Origin of the sequence: Intrasporangium sp. (assembly GCF_035688975.1) — a bacterium.
Taxonomy (GTDB): domain Bacteria; phylum Actinomycetota; class Actinomycetes; order Actinomycetales; family Dermatophilaceae; genus CALMNV01.
Window position 1 is genome coordinate 47,312 of the sequence record NZ_DASSMH010000059.1, and the last position, 17,318, is coordinate 64,629.

At 72.7% G+C, this 17,318-nt stretch carries 16 protein-coding genes and 1 tRNA gene; 13 read left to right on the top strand and 4 right to left on the bottom strand.

Features of this window, described 5'->3' with window-relative positions; translation table 11 throughout:
- Positions 1-12 precede the first annotated feature (12 nt).
- From VFJ94_RS06210 to VFJ94_RS06220, 3 genes are all read left to right on the top strand, one after another.
- Positions 13-285, top strand: a complete 273-nt coding sequence (locus VFJ94_RS06210; RefSeq protein WP_325003327.1) for an HPr family phosphocarrier protein — start codon at positions 13-15, stop codon at positions 283-285.
- 42 nt (positions 286-327) lie between these two features.
- Positions 328-1,134 carry an RNA methyltransferase gene (locus VFJ94_RS06215; RefSeq protein WP_325003328.1) on the top strand — a complete coding sequence of 269 codons (807 nt, stop codon included), beginning with the start codon at positions 328-330 and terminating at the stop codon, positions 1,132-1,134.
- Positions 1,135-1,234: 100 nt separating this feature from the next.
- Positions 1,235-2,230, top strand: coding sequence for a DUF222 domain-containing protein (locus VFJ94_RS06220; RefSeq protein WP_325003329.1), 996 nt, complete (start codon positions 1,235-1,237; stop codon positions 2,228-2,230).
- A gap of 237 nt (positions 2,231-2,467) precedes the next feature.
- On the opposite strand, the gene VFJ94_RS06225 is transcribed toward VFJ94_RS06220, so the two are convergent.
- A complete protein-coding gene (locus VFJ94_RS06225; RefSeq protein ID WP_325003330.1) occupies positions 2,468-2,857 on the bottom strand; it encodes a VOC family protein in 390 nt (129 codons plus the stop codon).
- Positions 2,858-2,898: 41 nt separating this feature from the next.
- Here VFJ94_RS06225 and VFJ94_RS06230 point away from each other — a divergent pair, with 41 nt between their 5' ends.
- On the top strand, positions 2,899-3,267 hold the full coding sequence (locus VFJ94_RS06230) for a hypothetical protein (protein ID WP_325003331.1): 369 nt from the start codon (positions 2,899-2,901) through the stop codon (positions 3,265-3,267).
- 121 nt (positions 3,268-3,388) lie between these two features.
- On the opposite strand, the gene VFJ94_RS06235 is transcribed toward VFJ94_RS06230, so the two are convergent.
- Genes VFJ94_RS06235 through VFJ94_RS06245 form a run of 3 tightly spaced genes read right to left on the bottom strand, consistent with a single transcriptional unit; the run spans position 3,389 to position 5,812 of the window.
- Complete coding sequence (locus tag VFJ94_RS06235; RefSeq protein ID WP_325003332.1) at positions 3,389-3,769, bottom strand: DUF3037 domain-containing protein; 381 nt, start codon at positions 3,767-3,769, stop codon at positions 3,389-3,391.
- The gene (locus VFJ94_RS06240; RefSeq protein WP_325003333.1) at positions 3,766-4,536 is read right to left on the bottom strand and encodes a HipA family kinase; all 771 of its coding nucleotides are present in this window, start codon (positions 4,534-4,536) and stop codon (positions 3,766-3,768) included. Before VFJ94_RS06240 ends, VFJ94_RS06235 begins: the two co-directional genes overlap by 4 nt.
- 10 nt (positions 4,537-4,546) lie before the next feature.
- Positions 4,547-5,812, bottom strand: a complete 1,266-nt coding sequence (locus VFJ94_RS06245; protein ID WP_325003343.1) for an MFS transporter — start codon at positions 5,810-5,812, stop codon at positions 4,547-4,549.
- Between the two features lie 128 nt (positions 5,813-5,940).
- On the opposite strand from VFJ94_RS06245, the gene fdh reads away from it, so the two are divergent.
- The 9 genes from fdh to VFJ94_RS06290 all read left to right on the top strand — a co-directional run.
- Complete coding sequence (gene fdh, locus VFJ94_RS06250; protein ID WP_325003334.1) at positions 5,941-9,237, top strand: formate dehydrogenase; 3,297 nt, start codon at positions 5,941-5,943, stop codon at positions 9,235-9,237.
- On the top strand, positions 9,237-10,247 hold the full coding sequence (locus VFJ94_RS06255) for a 4Fe-4S dicluster domain-containing protein (protein ID WP_325003335.1): 1,011 nt from the start codon (positions 9,237-9,239) through the stop codon (positions 10,245-10,247). The genes fdh and VFJ94_RS06255 overlap by 1 nt, the downstream gene beginning before the upstream one ends.
- Complete coding sequence (nrfD, locus tag VFJ94_RS06260) at positions 10,244-11,305, top strand: NrfD/PsrC family molybdoenzyme membrane anchor subunit (protein WP_325003336.1); 1,062 nt, start codon at positions 10,244-10,246, stop codon at positions 11,303-11,305. The genes VFJ94_RS06255 and nrfD overlap by 4 nt, the downstream gene beginning before the upstream one ends.
- Before the next feature lie 87 nt (positions 11,306-11,392).
- Positions 11,393-12,646 (top strand): L-lactate MFS transporter, encoded by a 1,254-nt coding sequence (locus VFJ94_RS06265; protein ID WP_325003337.1) that lies wholly within the window; start codon positions 11,393-11,395, stop codon positions 12,644-12,646.
- A gap of 103 nt (positions 12,647-12,749) precedes the next feature.
- A tRNA-Sec gene (locus VFJ94_RS06270) sits at positions 12,750-12,845 on the top strand.
- Positions 12,846-12,946: 101 nt separating this feature from the next.
- Positions 12,947-14,260, top strand: coding sequence for an L-seryl-tRNA(Sec) selenium transferase (selA, locus tag VFJ94_RS06275; protein ID WP_325003344.1), 1,314 nt, complete (start codon positions 12,947-12,949; stop codon positions 14,258-14,260).
- Between the two features lie 6 nt (positions 14,261-14,266).
- On the top strand, positions 14,267-16,042 hold the full coding sequence (selB, locus tag VFJ94_RS06280; RefSeq protein ID WP_325003338.1) for a selenocysteine-specific translation elongation factor: 1,776 nt from the start codon (positions 14,267-14,269) through the stop codon (positions 16,040-16,042).
- A gap of 46 nt (positions 16,043-16,088) precedes the next feature.
- Positions 16,089-16,280 carry a hypothetical protein gene (locus VFJ94_RS06285; protein ID WP_325003339.1) on the top strand — a complete coding sequence of 64 codons (192 nt, stop codon included), beginning with the start codon at positions 16,089-16,091 and terminating at the stop codon, positions 16,278-16,280.
- Positions 16,281-16,302: 22 nt separating this feature from the next.
- Positions 16,303-17,318, top strand: a 1,016-nt coding sequence (locus tag VFJ94_RS06290; RefSeq protein ID WP_325003340.1) for a YihY/virulence factor BrkB family protein, incomplete at its 3' end; no start/stop codon positions are given.

Below are 17,318 nucleotides of genomic sequence, written 5' to 3' on the forward strand. Positions count from 1 at the left end.
GAAGGAACCCCCATGACGAGCATCACCGTGAAGGTCGGCTCCTCGGTCGGCCTGCACGCCCGGCCCGCCCAGATCATCTCCGAGAAGGCGGAGGAGCTCGGCGTGCCGGTCACGCTCTCGGTGCCGGGCGGGGAGCCGGTCGACGCGGACTCGTCGCTGCTCATCATGACGCTGGGCGCCTCGCACGGTGACGAGGTCGTCGTCAGCTCCGACGACGCCGACGCGGCCGAGACGATCGCCGCCCTGGTCGTCCTCGATCTCGACGACCCGGCATACGAGGCCTGACGCGGGACGGGCGCGGGGCGCGGGCGGACTAGCCTGAGCCCCGTGCCCGTCCCGATCCGCGACCCTGCCGACCCGAGGCTCGCGGACTACGTCTCGCTGACCGACGTGGCCCTGCGCCGGCGCACCGAGCCGGCGCAGGGCCTCTACATCGCCGAGAGCGAGAAGGTCATCCGCAGGGCGCTCGCCGCGGGCCACCGGCCTCGGTCCTACCTCATGGCGGAGCGATGGGTCACCGAGCTCACCGACCTCGTCGACCGGGCAGAGACCGAAGGCATCCCGGTGTACGTCGCACCGCACGACGTCATCGAGGCCCGCACCGGGTTCCACCTGCACCGTGGGGCGCTCGCCTCGATGCAGCGACCGGTCCTGTCCTCCGTCGCCGAGGTCGTCTCGGGCGCACGGCGCGTCGTGGTGCTCGAGGACGTCGTCGACCACACGAATGTCGGGGCCGCCTTCCGGAGCGCCGCCGCCCTCGGTGTCGATGCCGTCCTCGTGACACCGCGGTGCGCGGATCCGCTGTACCGCAGGTCCATCCGCGTCTCCATGGGCACGGTCTTCCAGGTGCCGTGGACGCGGATCGAGCCCTGGCCGGGTGGGCTGGAGCTGCTGCGTGCGGACGGCTTCGTCGTGGCCGCCCTCAACCTGAGCGACGACGCCCTTCCGCTCGACGCGCTCGCGGCTGCGCAGCACGACAAGCTCGCCTTGATCCTCGGCACCGAGGGGGACGGGCTCCGAGCCGCCACGGTGGCGGGGGCCGACCTGTCGGTGCGCATCCCGATGAGCGGGGGAGTGGACTCGCTCAACGTGGCGGCCGCGGCGGCGGTGGCGTTCTACGCCACGAGAGGCTGACCCGTTGCCGTATGCCGTGCCGTCCCACCCTGGACCGCGCGGTGCTGCCGGGGACGGGGGGGGCTTGTCAGGCAGTTCGAACACATGTACGATAAGCCCTATGGCGGAGGTGCTCACCCAGGAGGACTGGGAGCTGGTGGCCCGGCTGGCGGCCGACCTCCACGACGCCCACGCGCGGCTGGTCAACCTCATGGTGCGGGTCATCGAGTCGGGGTCGTGGGAAGGGGCCGGGCTCCGCTCGCCGGAGCACTGGTTGGTGGTGCGGGCGGGCCTCAGCCCGACGCATGCACGAGCGGTCGTCCTGCTCGCGCGGCGGGCGGCAGAGCTGCCGGTGACCGTGGCGGGTCTGCGGGCTGGCCGGTTGAGCCTGGACCAGGCGGCGTTGGTGGCCCGCCACGTTCCTGCGGAGTGTGATGCGACGGTGGCAGAGTTCGCCCAGCACGCGACGGTGCCGCGGCTGCAGCGAAGCGTCGGTAGGTACGACTTCCCGCTAGCCGCTCCGGCGACGGCGGCTGACGATGGCGCCGACCTGCAGCGCCCAGCCCGCGACTGGGGCAGTGGCGCCGACGAAGGCGGCGGCGGGCTCCCTGTCGAGCCGGTCGCCCCAGCGAGCCTGGTCATGTTCCGAGACGACGATCGGTTCGTCCTGCGCTACGAGGCCCCAGCCGAGGTGAGGGCGTTGGTGGAGACCGCGTTGGCCGAGGCCAAGGACTGGCTCTTCCAGCAGCGCGGGGGCCAGGCGACGCTCGCGGAAGCGATGGGGGTGCTGGCGGACCGGTCGTTGGACACGGTGCAGGTCTCCAGCCGGCGGGCGAAGTACCGGGTGCACGTCTTTCTCGACACCGAGGGCAGGTGGCTGCTGGGCCGGCCGCGCCTGCCGCGCCACGTGCTCGAGTCGCTCACGTGTGACGGCGAGCTGGTGCCGGTGCGGCTGCGCGAGGGGCAGCCGGTCAACGTCGGCCGCGGACGGCGCACGGTGCCGGAGCGGACCAGGCGGCTGGTGCTGGACCGTGATCGCGGCTGCCCGGGGTCCGACAGACGTGGACAACCTGTGCAGCCTGTGCCCCTTCCACCACCACGCTCACCACCGGGGTGAGTTCCGGATCGCTGGGGACCCGAGGCGTCATGACGGCCTGGTGTTCCTGACGTCGGGAGGACGGCCCATCGCGCCCGGCCCCTTCGGCCCCTCGGGTGACGCCGCGGCCGGGCACCTACCGGGTGCCGACGAGCCGGGGGAGCCTCCGCCGCTCGGCCGAGTCCCGCGCACCCCGCCCGAAGAGGCAGCCCGGGCCTATTGACCCGTGGCGACGTCCATGCGCGAGGGGGACCGTCCCTACAGCTCGGGGTGGTCGATGACGCAGAACGCGTTGCCCTCTGTGTCGCGCAGGACGATGAAGTCGGCGTCCTGCGGGTAGGGCCAGTCGTCCACTCGGGTCGCCCCGAGTGCGACGAGCCGATCGACGTGGCGTCCCTGCTCCCGGGTGTAGAGGTCGACGTGGACTCGCGCCGGCTCCCGCGGTGGCGCGTCCGTCAGCTGCAGGGAGACCGGCACTCGCCGGCCTTGGGGGTCCACGAGCATCATGAAGCTCGGGTCCCACTCGGCCTCGCGCGGCTGGTACCCGAGGGCCGCGGACCAGAAGGCGACGGCACGCTGCATGTCCTGGACGTTGACGACGACGGTCGCGAGGTGGAGGTCCCCGGTGGTCTCGGCTCGCTCGGCCATGGCCGCGAGCCTACCGGCCGCCTTCCTCCTACACTGATCGCATGCGGGCGGCATACGCGCAGGACGCGATCCTGCTCATGGACCGCGCCGCCGATCACCGCGTCCCCGGGGCGGCGGTCACCCAGGCGCTGTGCGGCCACTGGGATCACGAGGGACCCTGTCCCGTGGCGCCGCATCACACTGGTGCCGACCGCTCCGGCGACCGGGTCGTGGTGCGGATCCTGTTCGCGGTCGAACCGCACCGTGAGGACGACGTCCGCGCACGCATCGTCTCCGTGCTGTCCCGAGAAGAGGCGCAAGGGCCGGGCGGCGCGACCGCCCGCTGGCAGTTGCTCACGACGGAGGCAGGCGACATTCGACCAGAGGAGAAGGAGCACGCGGACCGGCTCCGGGACAGCGAACTCGGCTGAGTCTGCGCGCGGCGCACTGGTCCGATCGTGGCTCTGACCCGCTCGTCCGGAGCGTGCGTAGCCGATCGGCATCGTCGGTTGTGCGCGGGCGCCGGTCCGGGGCCCGTGTCGGCGGCCGGAGTCAGGCGATCCGCACCAAGCGGCCGAGCAGCCGCTGCAGCTCGGTGGCGGGGTCCGCACAGAGCCCGCCATGCACCGGGCCGGGCTGCAGCACGGTCGAGCGCGGGGCGATGATCCAGCCGAAGCGCTGACCCGGGCGGTCCAGCCTCGGCAGCCCAGGGCCGGTGTCGCCGTGGCAGACGGCGCGCACGTGCTCGAGCATCGAGCGCACGCCGTCGAGCTCGCAGCCCGGGAAGAGGGCGGCGACCCGCGTGTCGTCGAGCTCCCACGCGGCGTCGAGGAACCCGCTGGCCTGCGCGTAGAGCACGACGCCGACGTTGATGAACTCCTCCCGGTCCACGCGGGGCACGAGGCGCAGCAGGACATACTGGTACGGGGTCACCGGGCGCCTCCTGTGGGCACCCACGCGGACGGCCGACCGAGGCGCGCCGTGAGCAGGTCGACGTATGCCGCGCGCACCGCGGGCGGGTCGGACAGCTCCGCGGTCGGCTCGAGCCACTCGTCCGGGACGTCGGCCACGGCCGCGTCCAGCCCGGCCGGGCCGAGGCTTGCGGCCAGCTCCTCGTGGCGCGCCGCCACGTCACCGGCGACGTCTCGCAGCACGTGGCGGCTCGCGTCGAAGGGCTGGGCGGCGAAGCGCTCGGGGGACGGCGGCCGGCTGGGCCAGGAGTGGTGGAAGTAGAGGGCCGCCCCGTGGTCGATGGCCCAGGTCCTGCCGTGCCAGACGAGGAGGTTGGGGTTGGACCACGTCCGGTCCACGTTGGCGGTGAGGGCGTCGAGCCACAGGATGCGCTCGGCCAGGTCGGGGTCGGGCGGCCGGGACCCGTCGTAGCCGAGCGAACCGGGCAGGAAGTCCACGCCGAGGTTCGTCCCGACCGAGGCCGTGAGCAGGTCCTGGACCTCCTCGTCCGCCTCGTATTTCGCGATGCGCTCGTCGAGCGTGAGGACGGCGAGCTCCGGCACCGGCACCCCGATCCGGCGGGCGAGCGCGGCCACGAGGACCTCGGCGACGAGCACCTTGAGGCCCTGGCCGGCGCCCCGGAGCTTCAGGACATAGGTGCCGTCGTCGTCGGCCTCCACGAGCCCCGGCAGTGAGCCGCCCTCCCGCAGCGGCGTGACGTACCGGGTGGTGGTGAGCACGGGCAGCACGCGGCCAAGCCTAGAGGCCGGCGCGGTCGTCGCCTCGGCCCGCCCGACGCCAAAGGGGCCCGAGCGCGAGCGCGACGGCGGCATACCCGACCGCGGCGACCGGGAACGGCCAGCTGCTCGCGCCGTCCGGCGGCAGCGTGGCAGCGGCGAGCGCGGCGGCCGCGACGAGGCCGGCGTTGTAGAGCACGTCGTAGATGGAGAAGGCCCGACCCAGGAGGCCGTCGACCACGTGCTCCTGCAGGAGCGTGTCGACGTTGATCTTGACCGACTGCGAGGAGAAGGACACGACGAAGCCGACGGCCGTCACCGTCCACGGCGTCAGCCACGGCCCGAGCCCGACGCAGCCGATCCCCGCGAGCCCGAGCGCCCGTGCGGCGTGCAGCACGGAGCCCCAGCGCGGCGCCAGCCAGGGGGTGACGAAGGCGGCGAGCGTGAAGCCGGCAGCGGAGGCGACCGCCGCCAGCCCGAAGCCGAGGACGTCGCCGGCGGAGTCTCCCGGCCGGGCGAACGCACCCCGGAAGAGCAGCAGCGTCTGGAGCAGGACGAAGCCGAGCGGCAGGCGGGTGACGAAGATGAGCAGGAGCAGCAGCCTGGCCCGGCGCGGCAGCGTCCGGGCCGCCTCGACGAAGCCCGCCAGCACCGCAGGCAGCACCTCGGCGGCCCGCGGACCGGGTCGGTCGCGGTCGGGCCCCACGGGTGGCAGCCGCCACGCCGACCACGCCGCCACGGCCACCCCGACGGTCGCCGCGACGACGACGAAGCGGTCCGAGGTCACGGCGCGCAGACCGCCCCCGACCACACCACCCAGCAGGTAGGCGATCGAGCCGCACGTCGGGCCGATGGAGTTGGCGCTGACGAGCAGGTCCCGCTCCACGACGTGGGGCGTGGCGGCCGACAGGCCGGCGAGGACGAAGCGGTTGACCGAGAAGACGAGCAGGACCGCGGCGAAGAACGCCGCCCCCGTGACCCGCTGGCCGACGAGCGCGGTCACGGCCACCATGGCGCCCGCCCGCACGAGCTGTGACACGACGATGACGCCACGGCGCTGCCAGCGGTCGAGCAGCACCCCGGTGAAGGGCCCGAGCGCGCTGTAGGGCAGAAGCACGACGGCGAAGGCGGCGGCGATGCTCCGCGCGTCCGCCGCCTGCTCCGGGTTGAACAGGACGTGGCTGGCGAGGGCCACCTGGAACACCCCGTCGCTGCCCTGCGACGCGATCCGGCTGCCGAGCAGCCGTCGGAAACCGCGCCGCCCCACCAGCACGAGCAGGGCGCGCATGAAGGTCACGTCGACAGGGTATGGGCGGCGCGGATCGCGGGTGCCCACGGTCGGCGGGTCCCCTTGCCGCCGCCCACCCCGCGTGCTGAGATGGCCGAACGACCCGGTATGCCGCGAAGGAGAGACCCGTGGACCTGAAGCAGACCTTCCTCTCGTGGCCGGTCGTACGCCAGGTGCAGACCGGTGACTTCCTCGGCCGCGGGCCCGCCGTCACGTCAGAGCGCACCCGCACGCTCACGCCGCGCACCACGACCGCGGACAAGGTGGTCCAGAGCGTCTGCCCCTACTGCGCCGTCGGCTGCGGGCAGCGGGTCTTCGTCAAGGACGGCCGGGTGACGCAGATCGAGGGCGACCCCGACTCGCCGGTCTCCCGTGGCCGCCTGTGCCCCAAGGGGTCTGCCAGCGAGCAGCTCGTCAACAGTCCCGGCCGCCAGACCAAGGTGCTCTACCGGCGCCCGGGCGGCGCCGACTGGGAGCCGCTCGACCTCGACACGGCGATCGACATGATCACCGACCGATTCCTCGAGACCCGCCGTCGCACGTGGCAGGACAGCGATGCCCACGGCCGCCCCTTGCGGCGCACGATGGGCATCGCCTCGCTCGGCGGCGCGACGCTGGACAACGAGGAGAACTACCTCATCAAGAAGCTGTTCACCGCCGCCGGTGCCATCCAGATCGAGAACCAGGCCCGTATTTGACACTCCGCCACGGTCCCCAGTCTGGGGGCCTCGTTCGGACGCGGCGGCGCGACGCAGTACGAGCAGGACCTGGCCAACTCCGACTGCATCGTCATCCAGGGCTCCAACATGGCCGAGTGCCACCCGGTGGCCTACCAGTGGGTGACGGAGGCGCGCCTGAAGGGCGCCAAGGTCATCCACATCGACCCGCGGTTCACCCGCACGTCCGCCACGGCCGACAAGCACATCCCGATCCGGGCCGGCAGCGACATCGTCTTCCTCGGCGCCCTCGTCAACCACATCCTCAGCAACGAGCTGTACTTCAAGGAGTACGTCGTCGCGTACACGAACGCCGCGACGCTCGTCAACGAGGACTTCCGCGACACCGAGGATCTCGACGGGCTCTTCTCCGGCTATGACCCTGAGGTCGGCCACTACGACCTGAAGTCGTGGGCCTACGCGACCGAGGAGGGCAACGGCAAGATCGGCGACCCGACGGACGGCGGGGAAGAGCACGGCGTCTCGCAGGCGGAGCGCTCCGCGGGGCATACGTACGGCTCCGGTGGGCCGCCGCTCGAGCACGCCCGGGTGCTGCGCGACGAGACGTTGCAGGACCCCCGGACGGTCTTCCAGATCCTCAAGCGGCACTACGCCCGGTACACGCCGGAGATGGTCGTCGACGCGTGCGGCATCTCCGTCGACGACTTCGCCTACGTCGCCAAGGCGGTCACCGAGAACAGCGGCCGCGAGCGCACGACGGCATTCGTCTATGCCGTGGGCTGGACCCAGCACACCCTGGGCGCCCAGTTCATCCGCACCTCCGCGATCATCCAGCTGCTCCTCGGCAACATGGGCCGGCCCGGCGGCGGCATCATGGCGATGCGGGGCCACGCCAGCATCCAGGGCTCGACCGACATCCCGACCCTCTACAACCTCCTCCCCGGCTACCTCGCCATGCCGGTCGCGGGCCAGCACGACACGTGGGACGACTACATCGGCAGTATCGGCAGCAAGGAGCAGAAGGGGTTCTGGGCCAACGCGGACACGTATGCCGTGAGCCTGCTCAAGGCCTGGTGGGGCGAGAAGTCGACGCCCGCCAACAGCTGGGGCTACGACTACCTGCCCCGCCTGAGCGGTGCGCACGGGACCTACCAGACCGTCATGGGGATGCTCGACGACGAGGTGGAGGGGTACTTCCTCCTCGGCCAGAACCCAGCGGTCGGCTCGGCCCACGGTCGGATGCAGCGGCTCGGGCTCGCCCACCTCAAGTGGCTCGTCGTGCGCGACCTCAACATGATCGAGTCCGCGACGTTCTGGAAGGACAGCCCGGAGATCGCCACCGGCGAGCTGAAGACGGAGGACATCCAGACGGAGGTCTTCTTCCTGCCGCCCGCCTCGCACGTCGAGAAGGCCGGCACCTTCACCCAGACCCACCGGATGCTCCAGTGGCGCCACCAGGCCGTCCAACCGCCGGGCGAGTGCCAGAGCGAGCTGCAGTTCTTCTACGAGCTCGGCAACCGGCTGCGTGCCCGGCTTGCGGACTCGACCGACGAGCGTGACCGACCGCTGCTCGACCTCACGTGGGACTACCCCGTGGACGAGCACGGCGAGATCGACGGCGAGGCGGTCCTGAAGGAGATCAACGGCTACCACCTCACGGGTGAGAAGCAGGGGCAGCTGCTCGACTCCTTCGTCCAGATGAAGGCCGACGGGTCCACGAGCGGTGGCTGCTGGATCTACACCGGCGTCTTCGCGGGCGGGGTCAACCGGTCGGCCAACCGCAAGCCGGGCCGAGAGCAGAGCCCCGCCGCGCTCGAGTGGGGCTGGGCCTGGCCCGCCAACCGCCGCATCCTCTACAACCGCGCCTCGGCCGACCCGGAGGGCCGGCCGTGGAGCGAGCGCAAGGCCTACATCTGGTGGGACGAGACCGCACAGCGGTGGACGGGTGACGACGTCCCGGACTTCCCCGTCGACAAGCCGCCGAGCTACCGGCCCGAGGAAGGGGTCGGCGGGCCGGCGGGGCTCGCCGGGGACGACCCGTTCATCATGCAGGCCGACGGCAAGGGCTGGCTCTTCACGCCCAAGGGCATGGTCGACGGCCCGCTGCCGACGCACTACGAGCCGCAGGAGTCACCGGTCGCCAACCCGCTCTACGGCCAGCAGTCCAACCCGGCCCGGATCGTCTTCGCGCGCAAGGACAACCTGTGGAGCCCGTCCGCGGGGGCCCCGGGCTCGGACGTCTACCCCTACGTCTTCACGACGTACCGGCTCACCGAGCATCACACCGCGGGCGGCATGAGCCGCTGGCTGCCGTATCTCGCCGAGCTGCAGCCCGAGTTCTTCTGCGAGGTCTCGCCGGAGCTCGCCGCCGAGCGCGGGCTGGAGAACGCCGGGTGGGCCACCATCGTCTCGGCTCGCACCGCCGTCGAGGCTCGCGTGCTCGTCACCGAGCGGATGACGCCCCTGCAGATCGGGGGCCGCACGATCCACCAGATCGGGCTGCCGTACCACTGGGGGGTGGGGCGCCACGCCGTCGTCTCGGGCGACGCGGCCAACGACCTGCTCGGCGTGGCGCTCGACCCTAACGTGCAGATCCAGGAGTCCAAGGCCGGGTCGTGCGACATCCTGCCCGGGCGCCGTCCCCAGGGAGAGGCGCTGCTTCGTCTCGTGGCCGAGTACCAGTCCCGGTCGGGCAGCACGGTCCAGACCGGCAACCAGCTCACGACGACGACGGACGGTGACCACTGATGGGCTTCTGGAGCAACCAGCTGGCCGGGCCGACCGACCCGGCAGCCGATGCCGCCTGGGACAGGCAGGAGCCGCGCAAGGGTTTCTTCACCGACACGTCGATCTGCATCGGCTGCAAGGCGTGCGAGGTGGCGTGCAAGGAGTGGAACGCCATCCCCGAGGACGGCCTGCAGCTGCTCGGCACCTCCTACGACAACACCGGGTCCCTGGGTGCGAGCACGTGGCGCCACGTGGCCTTCATCGAGCAGACGAGCGAGCGGATCGCGGCGGCGCGGGAGTCGGGTCGCCGCCTCGTCGACCTCGGTATGCCGTCCCTGCGCACCGCCGAGGTCGCCGCGCCCGTGCCCGCCGGCATGGACCCGGTGGCGGACCGCGCTGCCGCGGTGGCGCAGGCCGATGCCGCGCAGGCACTCGGCACCGTGCCTGACTTCCGCTGGCTCATGGCCTCGGACGTGTGCAAGCACTGCACCCACGCCGCCTGCCTCGACGTGTGCCCGACCGGGGCCCTGTTCCGCACGGAGTTCGGCACCGTCGTCGTCCAGGACGACGTGTGCAACGGCTGCGGCTACTGCGTGGCCGCCTGCCCGTTCGGGGTCATCGAGCGACGGGCGGGAGAGCCCACCGTCAAGAACGTCGGCGTGGCCCAGAAGTGCACGCTGTGCTACGACCGGATCGGCGACGGCCAGACCCCCGCCTGTGCCCAGGCCTGCCCCACGACGTCGATCAAGTTCGGTGATCTCGACGAGATGCGCGACCTCGCGTCGGAGCGCGTGCAGACGCTGCACGGCAACGGCTACCCGGAGGCCCGTCTCTACGGCGCCGACCCCAATGACGGCGTCGGAGGCACCGGCTCGGTGTTCCTCCTCCTCGACGAGCCGGAGGTCTACGGGCTGCCGCCGGACCCGCGCGTCACCACGGCCGACCTTCCCGACATGTTCCGCAGGGCGGGCTTCGCCGGCGTGGCGATGCTCGCCATGGCGGCCGTCTCCTTCCTCGGGAGGCGCCGATGACGACCAACCCGTTCGACGCCGACCGGCCCCCCGAGCAGCCCCGCAACGGCAGGCGGCGACGGGGTGGCAGGCGTCGCCGCGACGAGTCGCTCATGGTGCCGGAGGCCGAGTTCCAGAGCTACTACGGGCACCGCGTCGTCAAGCCGGCGCCCTGGGAGGCCGACATCGCGGCCTACCTCTTCCTCGGTGGTCTCGCCGCCGGATCGGGCCTCATCGCCGCCGGCGGCGCCGCCGCCGGCTACCCGGCGCTGCGCCGTCTCGGGCGCTTCGCCTCGGTCGGGGCAGCGGCGCTCGGCGGGGCCGCCCTGGCCAGGGACCTCGGCCGGCCCTCGCGCGCGCTCAACATGATGCGCACCGTCAAGCTGACCTCGCCCATGTCGGTCGGCAGCTGGATCCTGACCGCGTTCGGCGGGTTCTCCGGACTGGCGCTCGCGACCGAGCTCGGCAAGAGCCTTCCCCGGCAGGACTCGATCGTGGCCAAGGCGCTGCGCGTCGCGGACCCGCCGGCGACCATCGGGTCGGCGCTCTTCTCGGCGCCGCTCGCGGCATACACCGCCGTGCTCCTCGCCGACACGGCGACGCCGACATGGCACGAGTCCTACCGCGAGCTGCCCTTCGTCTTCGTCAGCTCGGCCAACGCGGCGGCGTCGGGCCTGGCCCTGCTCGCTGCACCGTCGGCGCAGAACGGGCCGGCGCGCAAGCTCGCCGCCGTGAGCGCGGCCGTGGAGGTGCTCGCCTTCGAGAAGATGCAGCACACCATGGGCGAGACGCTGACCGAGCCGCTCCACGAGGGACGGGCGGGCGCGCTCATCAAGGCGAGCAAGATCCTCACGATCGGAGGAGCCGTGGGCGCCGCGCTCTTCGGACGCAACCGGGCCGCCGCGGCGGCGAGCGGGCTGGCGCTCATGGCCGGCTCGGTGTGCACGCGTTTCGGGGTGTTCGAGGCGGGTATCGAGTCGGCCAAGGACCCGCGCTACACCGTCGAGCCACAGAAGGAGCGTCTCGAGCGGCGTCGGGCTGCCGGGATCACCGACGATTCCATCACCACGAGCCGGTGAGCAGGTGCTCCCGGCCCGACCAGGAGGTTCGTGTTGAGCGATATCCGCAGTGCCAGAGCCGATTCGACCGCCTCCTCGCCACCCGGCGTGACGCCCAACCGGTGGCTCATCCTCGTCGCCGGGGTCCTCGTCCAGCTCGCCATCGGCGCGGTCTACGCCTGGAGTGTCTTCGGCAAGGCGGTCCAGAGTGACCAGGCGTTCGGGTGGAGCAAGGCGAAGGCGAGCATCCCCTTCGAGGTCGCCATCGGGATGATCTTCGTCGGTTCCTACGTCGGCGGTCGCATCCAGGACCGCAAGGGGCCGCGCATCGTGGCGCTCGTCGGCGGCGTCATCTACAGCCTCGGCGTCATCCTGGCCTCCTTCGCCGACGGCGACCGGTTCTGGCTGCTCATCCTCGGCTACGGCGTGCTCGGCGGCTTCGGCCTCGGGATGGCCTACATCGTGCCGATCGCCATGCTGCAGAAGTGGTTCCCGGACAAGCCCGGGCTCATCACCGGGATCGCGGTGGCCGGCTTCGGGTTCGGGGCGGTCATCACCGCCCCGGTCGGCCAGCGCCTCATCGAGGCCAGCCCGTCCCTGCCGACGAAGGCCTTCCTGCCGCTCGGCATCGGCTACCTCATCGCGATCCTCATCGGCGCCAGCAGGTTCCGCAACCCGCCGCCCGGGTACCGCCCGCCGGGAATGGCGCCGGTCGAGGCCAAGGCCGCCGCGGGCCGGGCCGGGGCCGCCCAGCCGTCCGTGGCGGCGGACTTCAGCCAGCAGGAGGCCATGCGCACCCCGCAGTGGTACATGCTCACCGCGATCCTCACCCTGAGCGTCACGGCGGGCATCTCGCTCATCTCCGTCGCCGCCGGGAGCGCCGCCGACATCGCCCACTACTCCGCCGCGGGTGCTGCGACTCTCGTGGGGGTCCTCGGGCTCTTCAACGGAGGCGGCCGCATCCTGTGGGGCTGGCTGTCGGACCGGATCGGCAAGATGCCCGCCTTCATGGGGATCCTCGGCATCCAGGGGGTCTGCCTCCTGCTCATCCCGCACGTCGGCTCCGCGTTCCTGTTCGCCGTCCTCGCGGCCCTCGTCTACACCTGCTACGGCGGCGCTTTCGGCACGATGCCCTCGACGGCCGGGCGCTTCTTCGGGGTCCGCAACGCCGGCGCCATCTACGGCCTCATGCTCATCGGCTGGAGCATCGGGGGCGTCGTCGGACCGTTGCTCATCTCCTCCCTCATCGGCGAGAACAAGGCCTACACGCTCGGCTTCACCGCCGTCGGGATCGTGGCCCTCGCCGGCATGGCCATCCCCATGTTCACCAAGAAGCCGGAACACCGCCCCACGAGCGCCTGACCGGCACACCGGCAAGACACGCACCGGTCGGCGACCCCGGACCACCGGGTCGCCGACCGGTGTGCCCACCAAGCACGCCCACCGGACAGGTACGGTGACCCGTGGAGGTGTGTGGGCTCCTGGTGGTCCCCCCGGTCTTCAAAACCGGTGAGACCGAGCATCTCGGTCTGGCGGGTTCGATTCCCGTCCACCTCCGCCACTCGTCAGCCGCGAAGAGGGGAGGGCCACGTGGGCAGCCACGTGGGCAACCAGGTGGGCAACCAGGTGGGCAATCAGTTGGGCAATCAGTTGGGCCACTCGGTGGGCAACCGCGCCGAAACGGAGGACCCGAGACGCCGCATCCCGCGCACCGACGTGCTGCTCGCCCTGCCCGAGCTCGCGGACGCGGTGCGCCGTCACGGCGAGAGCGCCGTCAAGGCGGCGGTCGCTGGGGCGCAGGCCCGCGCCCGCGCCGGTGACCTCCCCCCCGAGCAGGTAGCAGCGGCGGCATACGACGCGTTGCCGTCCTCCGCCACGACCCTGCGCCCGCTGGTCAACGCCACCGGGGTGGTCGTGCACACCAACATCGGCCGGGCCCCGCTCTCGCAGGCCGCGGTCGAGGCCATGGGGCTCGCCGCGGGCTATGTCGACGTGGAGTACGACACCGAGACCGGCGAGCGGGCACGCCGCGGCCGAGGCACGCTGGCGGCGCTGCGCGAGGCCGTGCCGGCCGCGGAGGCGGCGCTCGTGGTCAACAACGGCGCCGCAGCCCTCGTCCTCGCGACCACCGCCCTCGCCGCCGGTCGAGAGGTCGTCGTGAGTCGGGGCGAGATGGTCGAGATCGGCGACGGCTTCCGGCTGCCCGACCTCATCGCCTCCACCGGTGCGAAGCTGCGCGAGGTGGGCACGACGAACCGCACGACGCTGCGGGACTACGCCGACGCGGTGGGCCCCGACACCGGGTGCGTCCTCAAGGTGCACCCCAGCAACTTCCGGGTGGAGGGGTTCACGGCGTCGGTCGGCCTCGCCGACCTGCGCACGCTGGCGGTGCCGGTCGTCATGGACATCGGCAGCGGCCTGCTCCGCCGCGACCCACTCCTGCCGGCCGAGCCGGACGCGAGCACGGCCCTCTCCGCGGGGGCGACCATCGTGACGGCCAGCGGCGACAAGCTGCTCGGCGGCCCACAGGCCGGCATCGTGCTGGGCGAGTCGGCCACCGTGGAGCGCCTGCGCCGCCACCCGCTGGCCCGCGCGCTGCGGGTCGACAAGCTGACCCTCGCGGCGCTCGAGGCGACGGTGCGCGGTCCCCGGCCCCCGGTCGCGGCATACCTGCACGCCGACCTTCCGCAGCTTCGTGCCCGCACCGAGCGGCTCGCGGACGCGGTCGGCAGGTCCGTCGTGGACGTGTCGGGAGCGGTCGGCGGGGGAGGGGCACCGGGCCAGGCGCTGCCGGGCTGCGCCGTCGAGCTGCCCCCACGCTGTGCCGAGCTGCTCCGCCAGGGGGATCCGGGTGTCGTCGCCCGCGTCGAGCGCGGCCGGTGCCTGGTCGACCTGCGCTGCGTCCCCCCGGAGAGCGACGCCCTGGTCGAACGCGCTCTGCGGGCGGCGCTGGCCGCCCTGAGTGCTGGAGGCTGAGCAGCGATGCGGGTCATCGCCACCGCCGGACACGTCGACCACGGCAAGTCCGCGCTCGTCCGGGCCCTCACGGGCATCGAGCCCGACCGGTGGGAGGAGGAGCACCGGCGCGGCATGACCATCGACCTGGGCTACGCGTGGACCACGCTGGCTTCCGGGGAGGAGCTCGCCTTCGTCGACGTGCCCGGGCACCAGCGGTTCATCGGCAACATGCTGGCGGGCCTCGGCCCGGCCCCGGCCGTGCTCTTCGTCGTGGCCGCGGACGAGGGGTGGCGCCAGCAGTCGGGGGAGCACCTGGCCGCCGTCGACGCCCTCGGCCTGCGGCACGGCCTCCTCGTCGTCACCCGCTGTGACCTCGCCGATCCCGCGGCGGCGCTCGAAGACGCCGCACAGCGGCTCGCGGCGTCGAGCCTCGGTGCGTGCCAGGCCGTGGCCGTCTCGGCTCGCACCGGAGAGGGCCTGGCTGAGCTGCGCGCAGCCCTCGACCGGCTCGTGTCGCGGCTACCCGACCCGGTGACCGGGGGACGCGTCCGGCTCTGGGTCGACCGCTCCTTCACCATCCGCGGCAGCGGCACGGTCGTCACGGGCACCCTCGGGGAGGGCACGATCGCGGTGGGCGACCAGCTGCAGCTTGGGAGGGAGACCGTGCGGGTGCGCGGTGTGCAGTCCTTGGGGCGGGCCCGAGACTCCGTCTCGGCCGTGGCCCGGGTGGCCGTCAACCTGCGCGGCGTCGGCGCGCACGAGGTCCATCGCGGCGACGTGCTGCTCACGCCCGGGGCCTGGCCCGTCACGTCGTCCGTCGACGTGCGCCTCTCCCGCGTGGTGGAGCGCCTGCCCGCTTCCCTGATGGTCCACGTGGGCACCGTCGGGACCCAGGCGAGGGTGCGGCCCCTCGGGGCTGAGGCGCTGCGCCTCACGACCACCGCACCGCTGCCGCTGCGCGCGGGGGACCGGATGATCCTGCGCGACCCCGGCGCCCAGCACGTGCTGGCGGGCGCGACCGTGGTCGACGCGGACCCACCGCCGCTGCGCCGGCGCGGTGCTGCCGCTCGTCGGGGCCAGGAGCTCGCGCACGCGAACGGCAGCCTCGACCTGGGCCGAGAGGTCGCGAGGCGTGGGGCCATGCTGCGCCAAGACGCCGTCGCACTCGGGCTCGCGGTCGACGACGACACGCTCGGCTCCACCGACTCGATTGTCCGAGAAGGGGATTGGCTCATCTCCGTGAGCACTTGGCACGGCTGGGCGGACGCACTCCGTGCAGCGGTCCGGGCGCAGGCGGCCCGGGACCCCCTGGAGCCCACCCTCACGCTGGAGGCGGCGCGCGTGGCAGCCGGAGTCGCGGACCGCGTGCTCGTTCCGCCGGTGGCGAACGCAGCCGGGCTGCACGTGGCCGGCGGGAGGGTTGGAGCTCCGGAAGTCCGGCCCCGCCTGGGTGACCGTGCCGAGGCCGGACTGCGGACGCTCGAGGCGCGGCTCCGGGAGGAGCCGTTCGCGGCGCCGGAGCGGCCCGATCTGGAGGCGGCAGGACTCGGCACGCGCGAGGTCGCGGCTGCCGTGCGGACCGGTCGGTTGATCCGGTTCGAGGGTGACGTGCTGCTCCTGCCGAGCTCGCCGGCCCGGGCGATGCAGGTCCTCGCCCGGCTTCCCCAGCCCTTCACCACCAGCCAGGCCCGGCAGGCGCTCGACACCACTCGACGCGTCGTCATCCCGCTGCTCGAGCACCTCGACGGGCGCGGCTGGACCCGGCGTCTCGACGGCTCGCACCGGGAGGTCCGGCGGTAGCAGCGCGGGCCGCTCACGTGCCTCGCCCGGTTGGTAGGTTCGGGACATGACTGAGGCACCGGACGAGTCGCGCATCGAGCACCGTGCGGAGCTCCTGCCCGAGGAGCTGGCCGCCGGCACCGAGGACGCCGAGGAGCAGGCCCGCGTGATCCTCGAGGAGTCCGACGACCGCACCGAGCATCCCGAGCGGACGCGGCACGAGTCCACGCAGACCCCTGACGAGAGCGGGACGGCGTGATGTGAGCTCCACGAGGGTGTCCGTGACCGAGCGGCTGGACGCGTTCCAGCGCCGGCGGCACTGGGCCGGCTTCCCGATCGCGGTGGTCTACAAGTTCGTGGACGACCAGGGCACCTACCTTGCCGCGCTCGTGGCGCACTACGGCTTCCTGTCGCTGTTTCCGCTGCTCCTCCTGCTCACCTCCGTCCTCGGCTTCGCCCTGCAGGGCAACCCCGACCTGCAGCACCAGATCCTGACGTCGACCCTCAGCCAGTTCCCCGTCATCGGCGACCAGCTGCGCACGACCGGGCTGACCGGCAGCGGAACCGGCCTCGTCATCGGGCTGCTCGGGTCCGTCTACGGCGGCCTCGGCGTGGCCCAGGCCGTGCAGCACGTCATGAACGTCGCGTGGGGCGTCCCCGTGCACCGGCGCCCCAACCCCCTCCTCGCCCGGGCCCGCAGCTTGCTCCTGCTCGGGACCGCCGGGCTGGCGGTGGCCGCCACGACGGTCCTGTCGGCCCTCGGCGCCAGCGCCGACGCGTTCGGTGCGACGACGGTGGGCGCTGGCCTCACGGTGCTGCTCACCCTCGCCTCGGTCGTCGTCAACGCGGGCGTGTTTCTGCTGGCCTTCCACATCGCCACCGCCCGGGACCTGCGGTGGCGGGACTCCGTGCCGGGAGCGCTCCTGGCTGCCCTGGCGTGGCAGCTGCTGCAGTGGTTCGGCGCGTTCCTCGTCGGCCACGAGCTCAAGAACGCCACGGTCCTGGGCGGCGTGTTCGGCCTCGTCCTCGGGCTCCTCGCCTGGCTCTTCGTCGCCGGGACCGCGATCGTCCTCGCCGTCGAGGTCAACGTCGTGCTCACCAAGCGCCTCTGGCCACGCGCGCTGCTCACTCCGTTCACCGACGACGTCGACCTCACCCGCGGCGACCGTCGGATCTACTCGGACGCCGCACGAGCCCAGCAGGCCAAGGGGTTCGAGAACGTCGACGTCACCTTCGACAACGACGGGCAGAACGCCAGCCGGTCCCGCGGACTCTCGGGCAGCAGGCCGGGGGACGC

What these genes read in the sequence shown, in the direction of transcription:
- VFJ94_RS06225 (WP_325003330.1), bottom strand. Translation starts at nt 2,857, where the DNA reads ATGGCCGAGCGAGCCGAGACCACCGGGGACCTCCACCTCGCGACCGTC.
- VFJ94_RS06285 (WP_325003339.1), top strand. Translation starts at nt 16,089, where the DNA reads ATGACTGAGGCACCGGACGAGTCGCGCATCGAGCACCGTGCGGAGCTC.
- VFJ94_RS06230 (WP_325003331.1), top strand. Translation starts at nt 2,899, where the DNA reads ATGCGGGCGGCATACGCGCAGGACGCGATCCTGCTCATGGACCGCGCC.
- nrfD (WP_325003336.1), top strand. Translation starts at nt 10,244, where the DNA reads ATGACGACCAACCCGTTCGACGCCGACCGGCCCCCCGAGCAGCCCCGC.
- VFJ94_RS06210 (WP_325003327.1), top strand. Translation starts at nt 13, where the DNA reads ATGACGAGCATCACCGTGAAGGTCGGCTCCTCGGTCGGCCTGCACGCC.
- VFJ94_RS06255 (WP_325003335.1), top strand. Translation starts at nt 9,237, where the DNA reads ATGGGCTTCTGGAGCAACCAGCTGGCCGGGCCGACCGACCCGGCAGCC.
- selB (WP_325003338.1), top strand. Translation starts at nt 14,267, where the DNA reads ATGCGGGTCATCGCCACCGCCGGACACGTCGACCACGGCAAGTCCGCG.
- VFJ94_RS06220 (WP_325003329.1), top strand. Translation starts at nt 1,235, where the DNA reads ATGGCGGAGGTGCTCACCCAGGAGGACTGGGAGCTGGTGGCCCGGCTG.
- VFJ94_RS06245 (WP_325003343.1), bottom strand. Translation starts at nt 5,812, where the DNA reads ATGCGCGCCCTGCTCGTGCTGGTGGGGCGGCGCGGTTTCCGACGGCTG.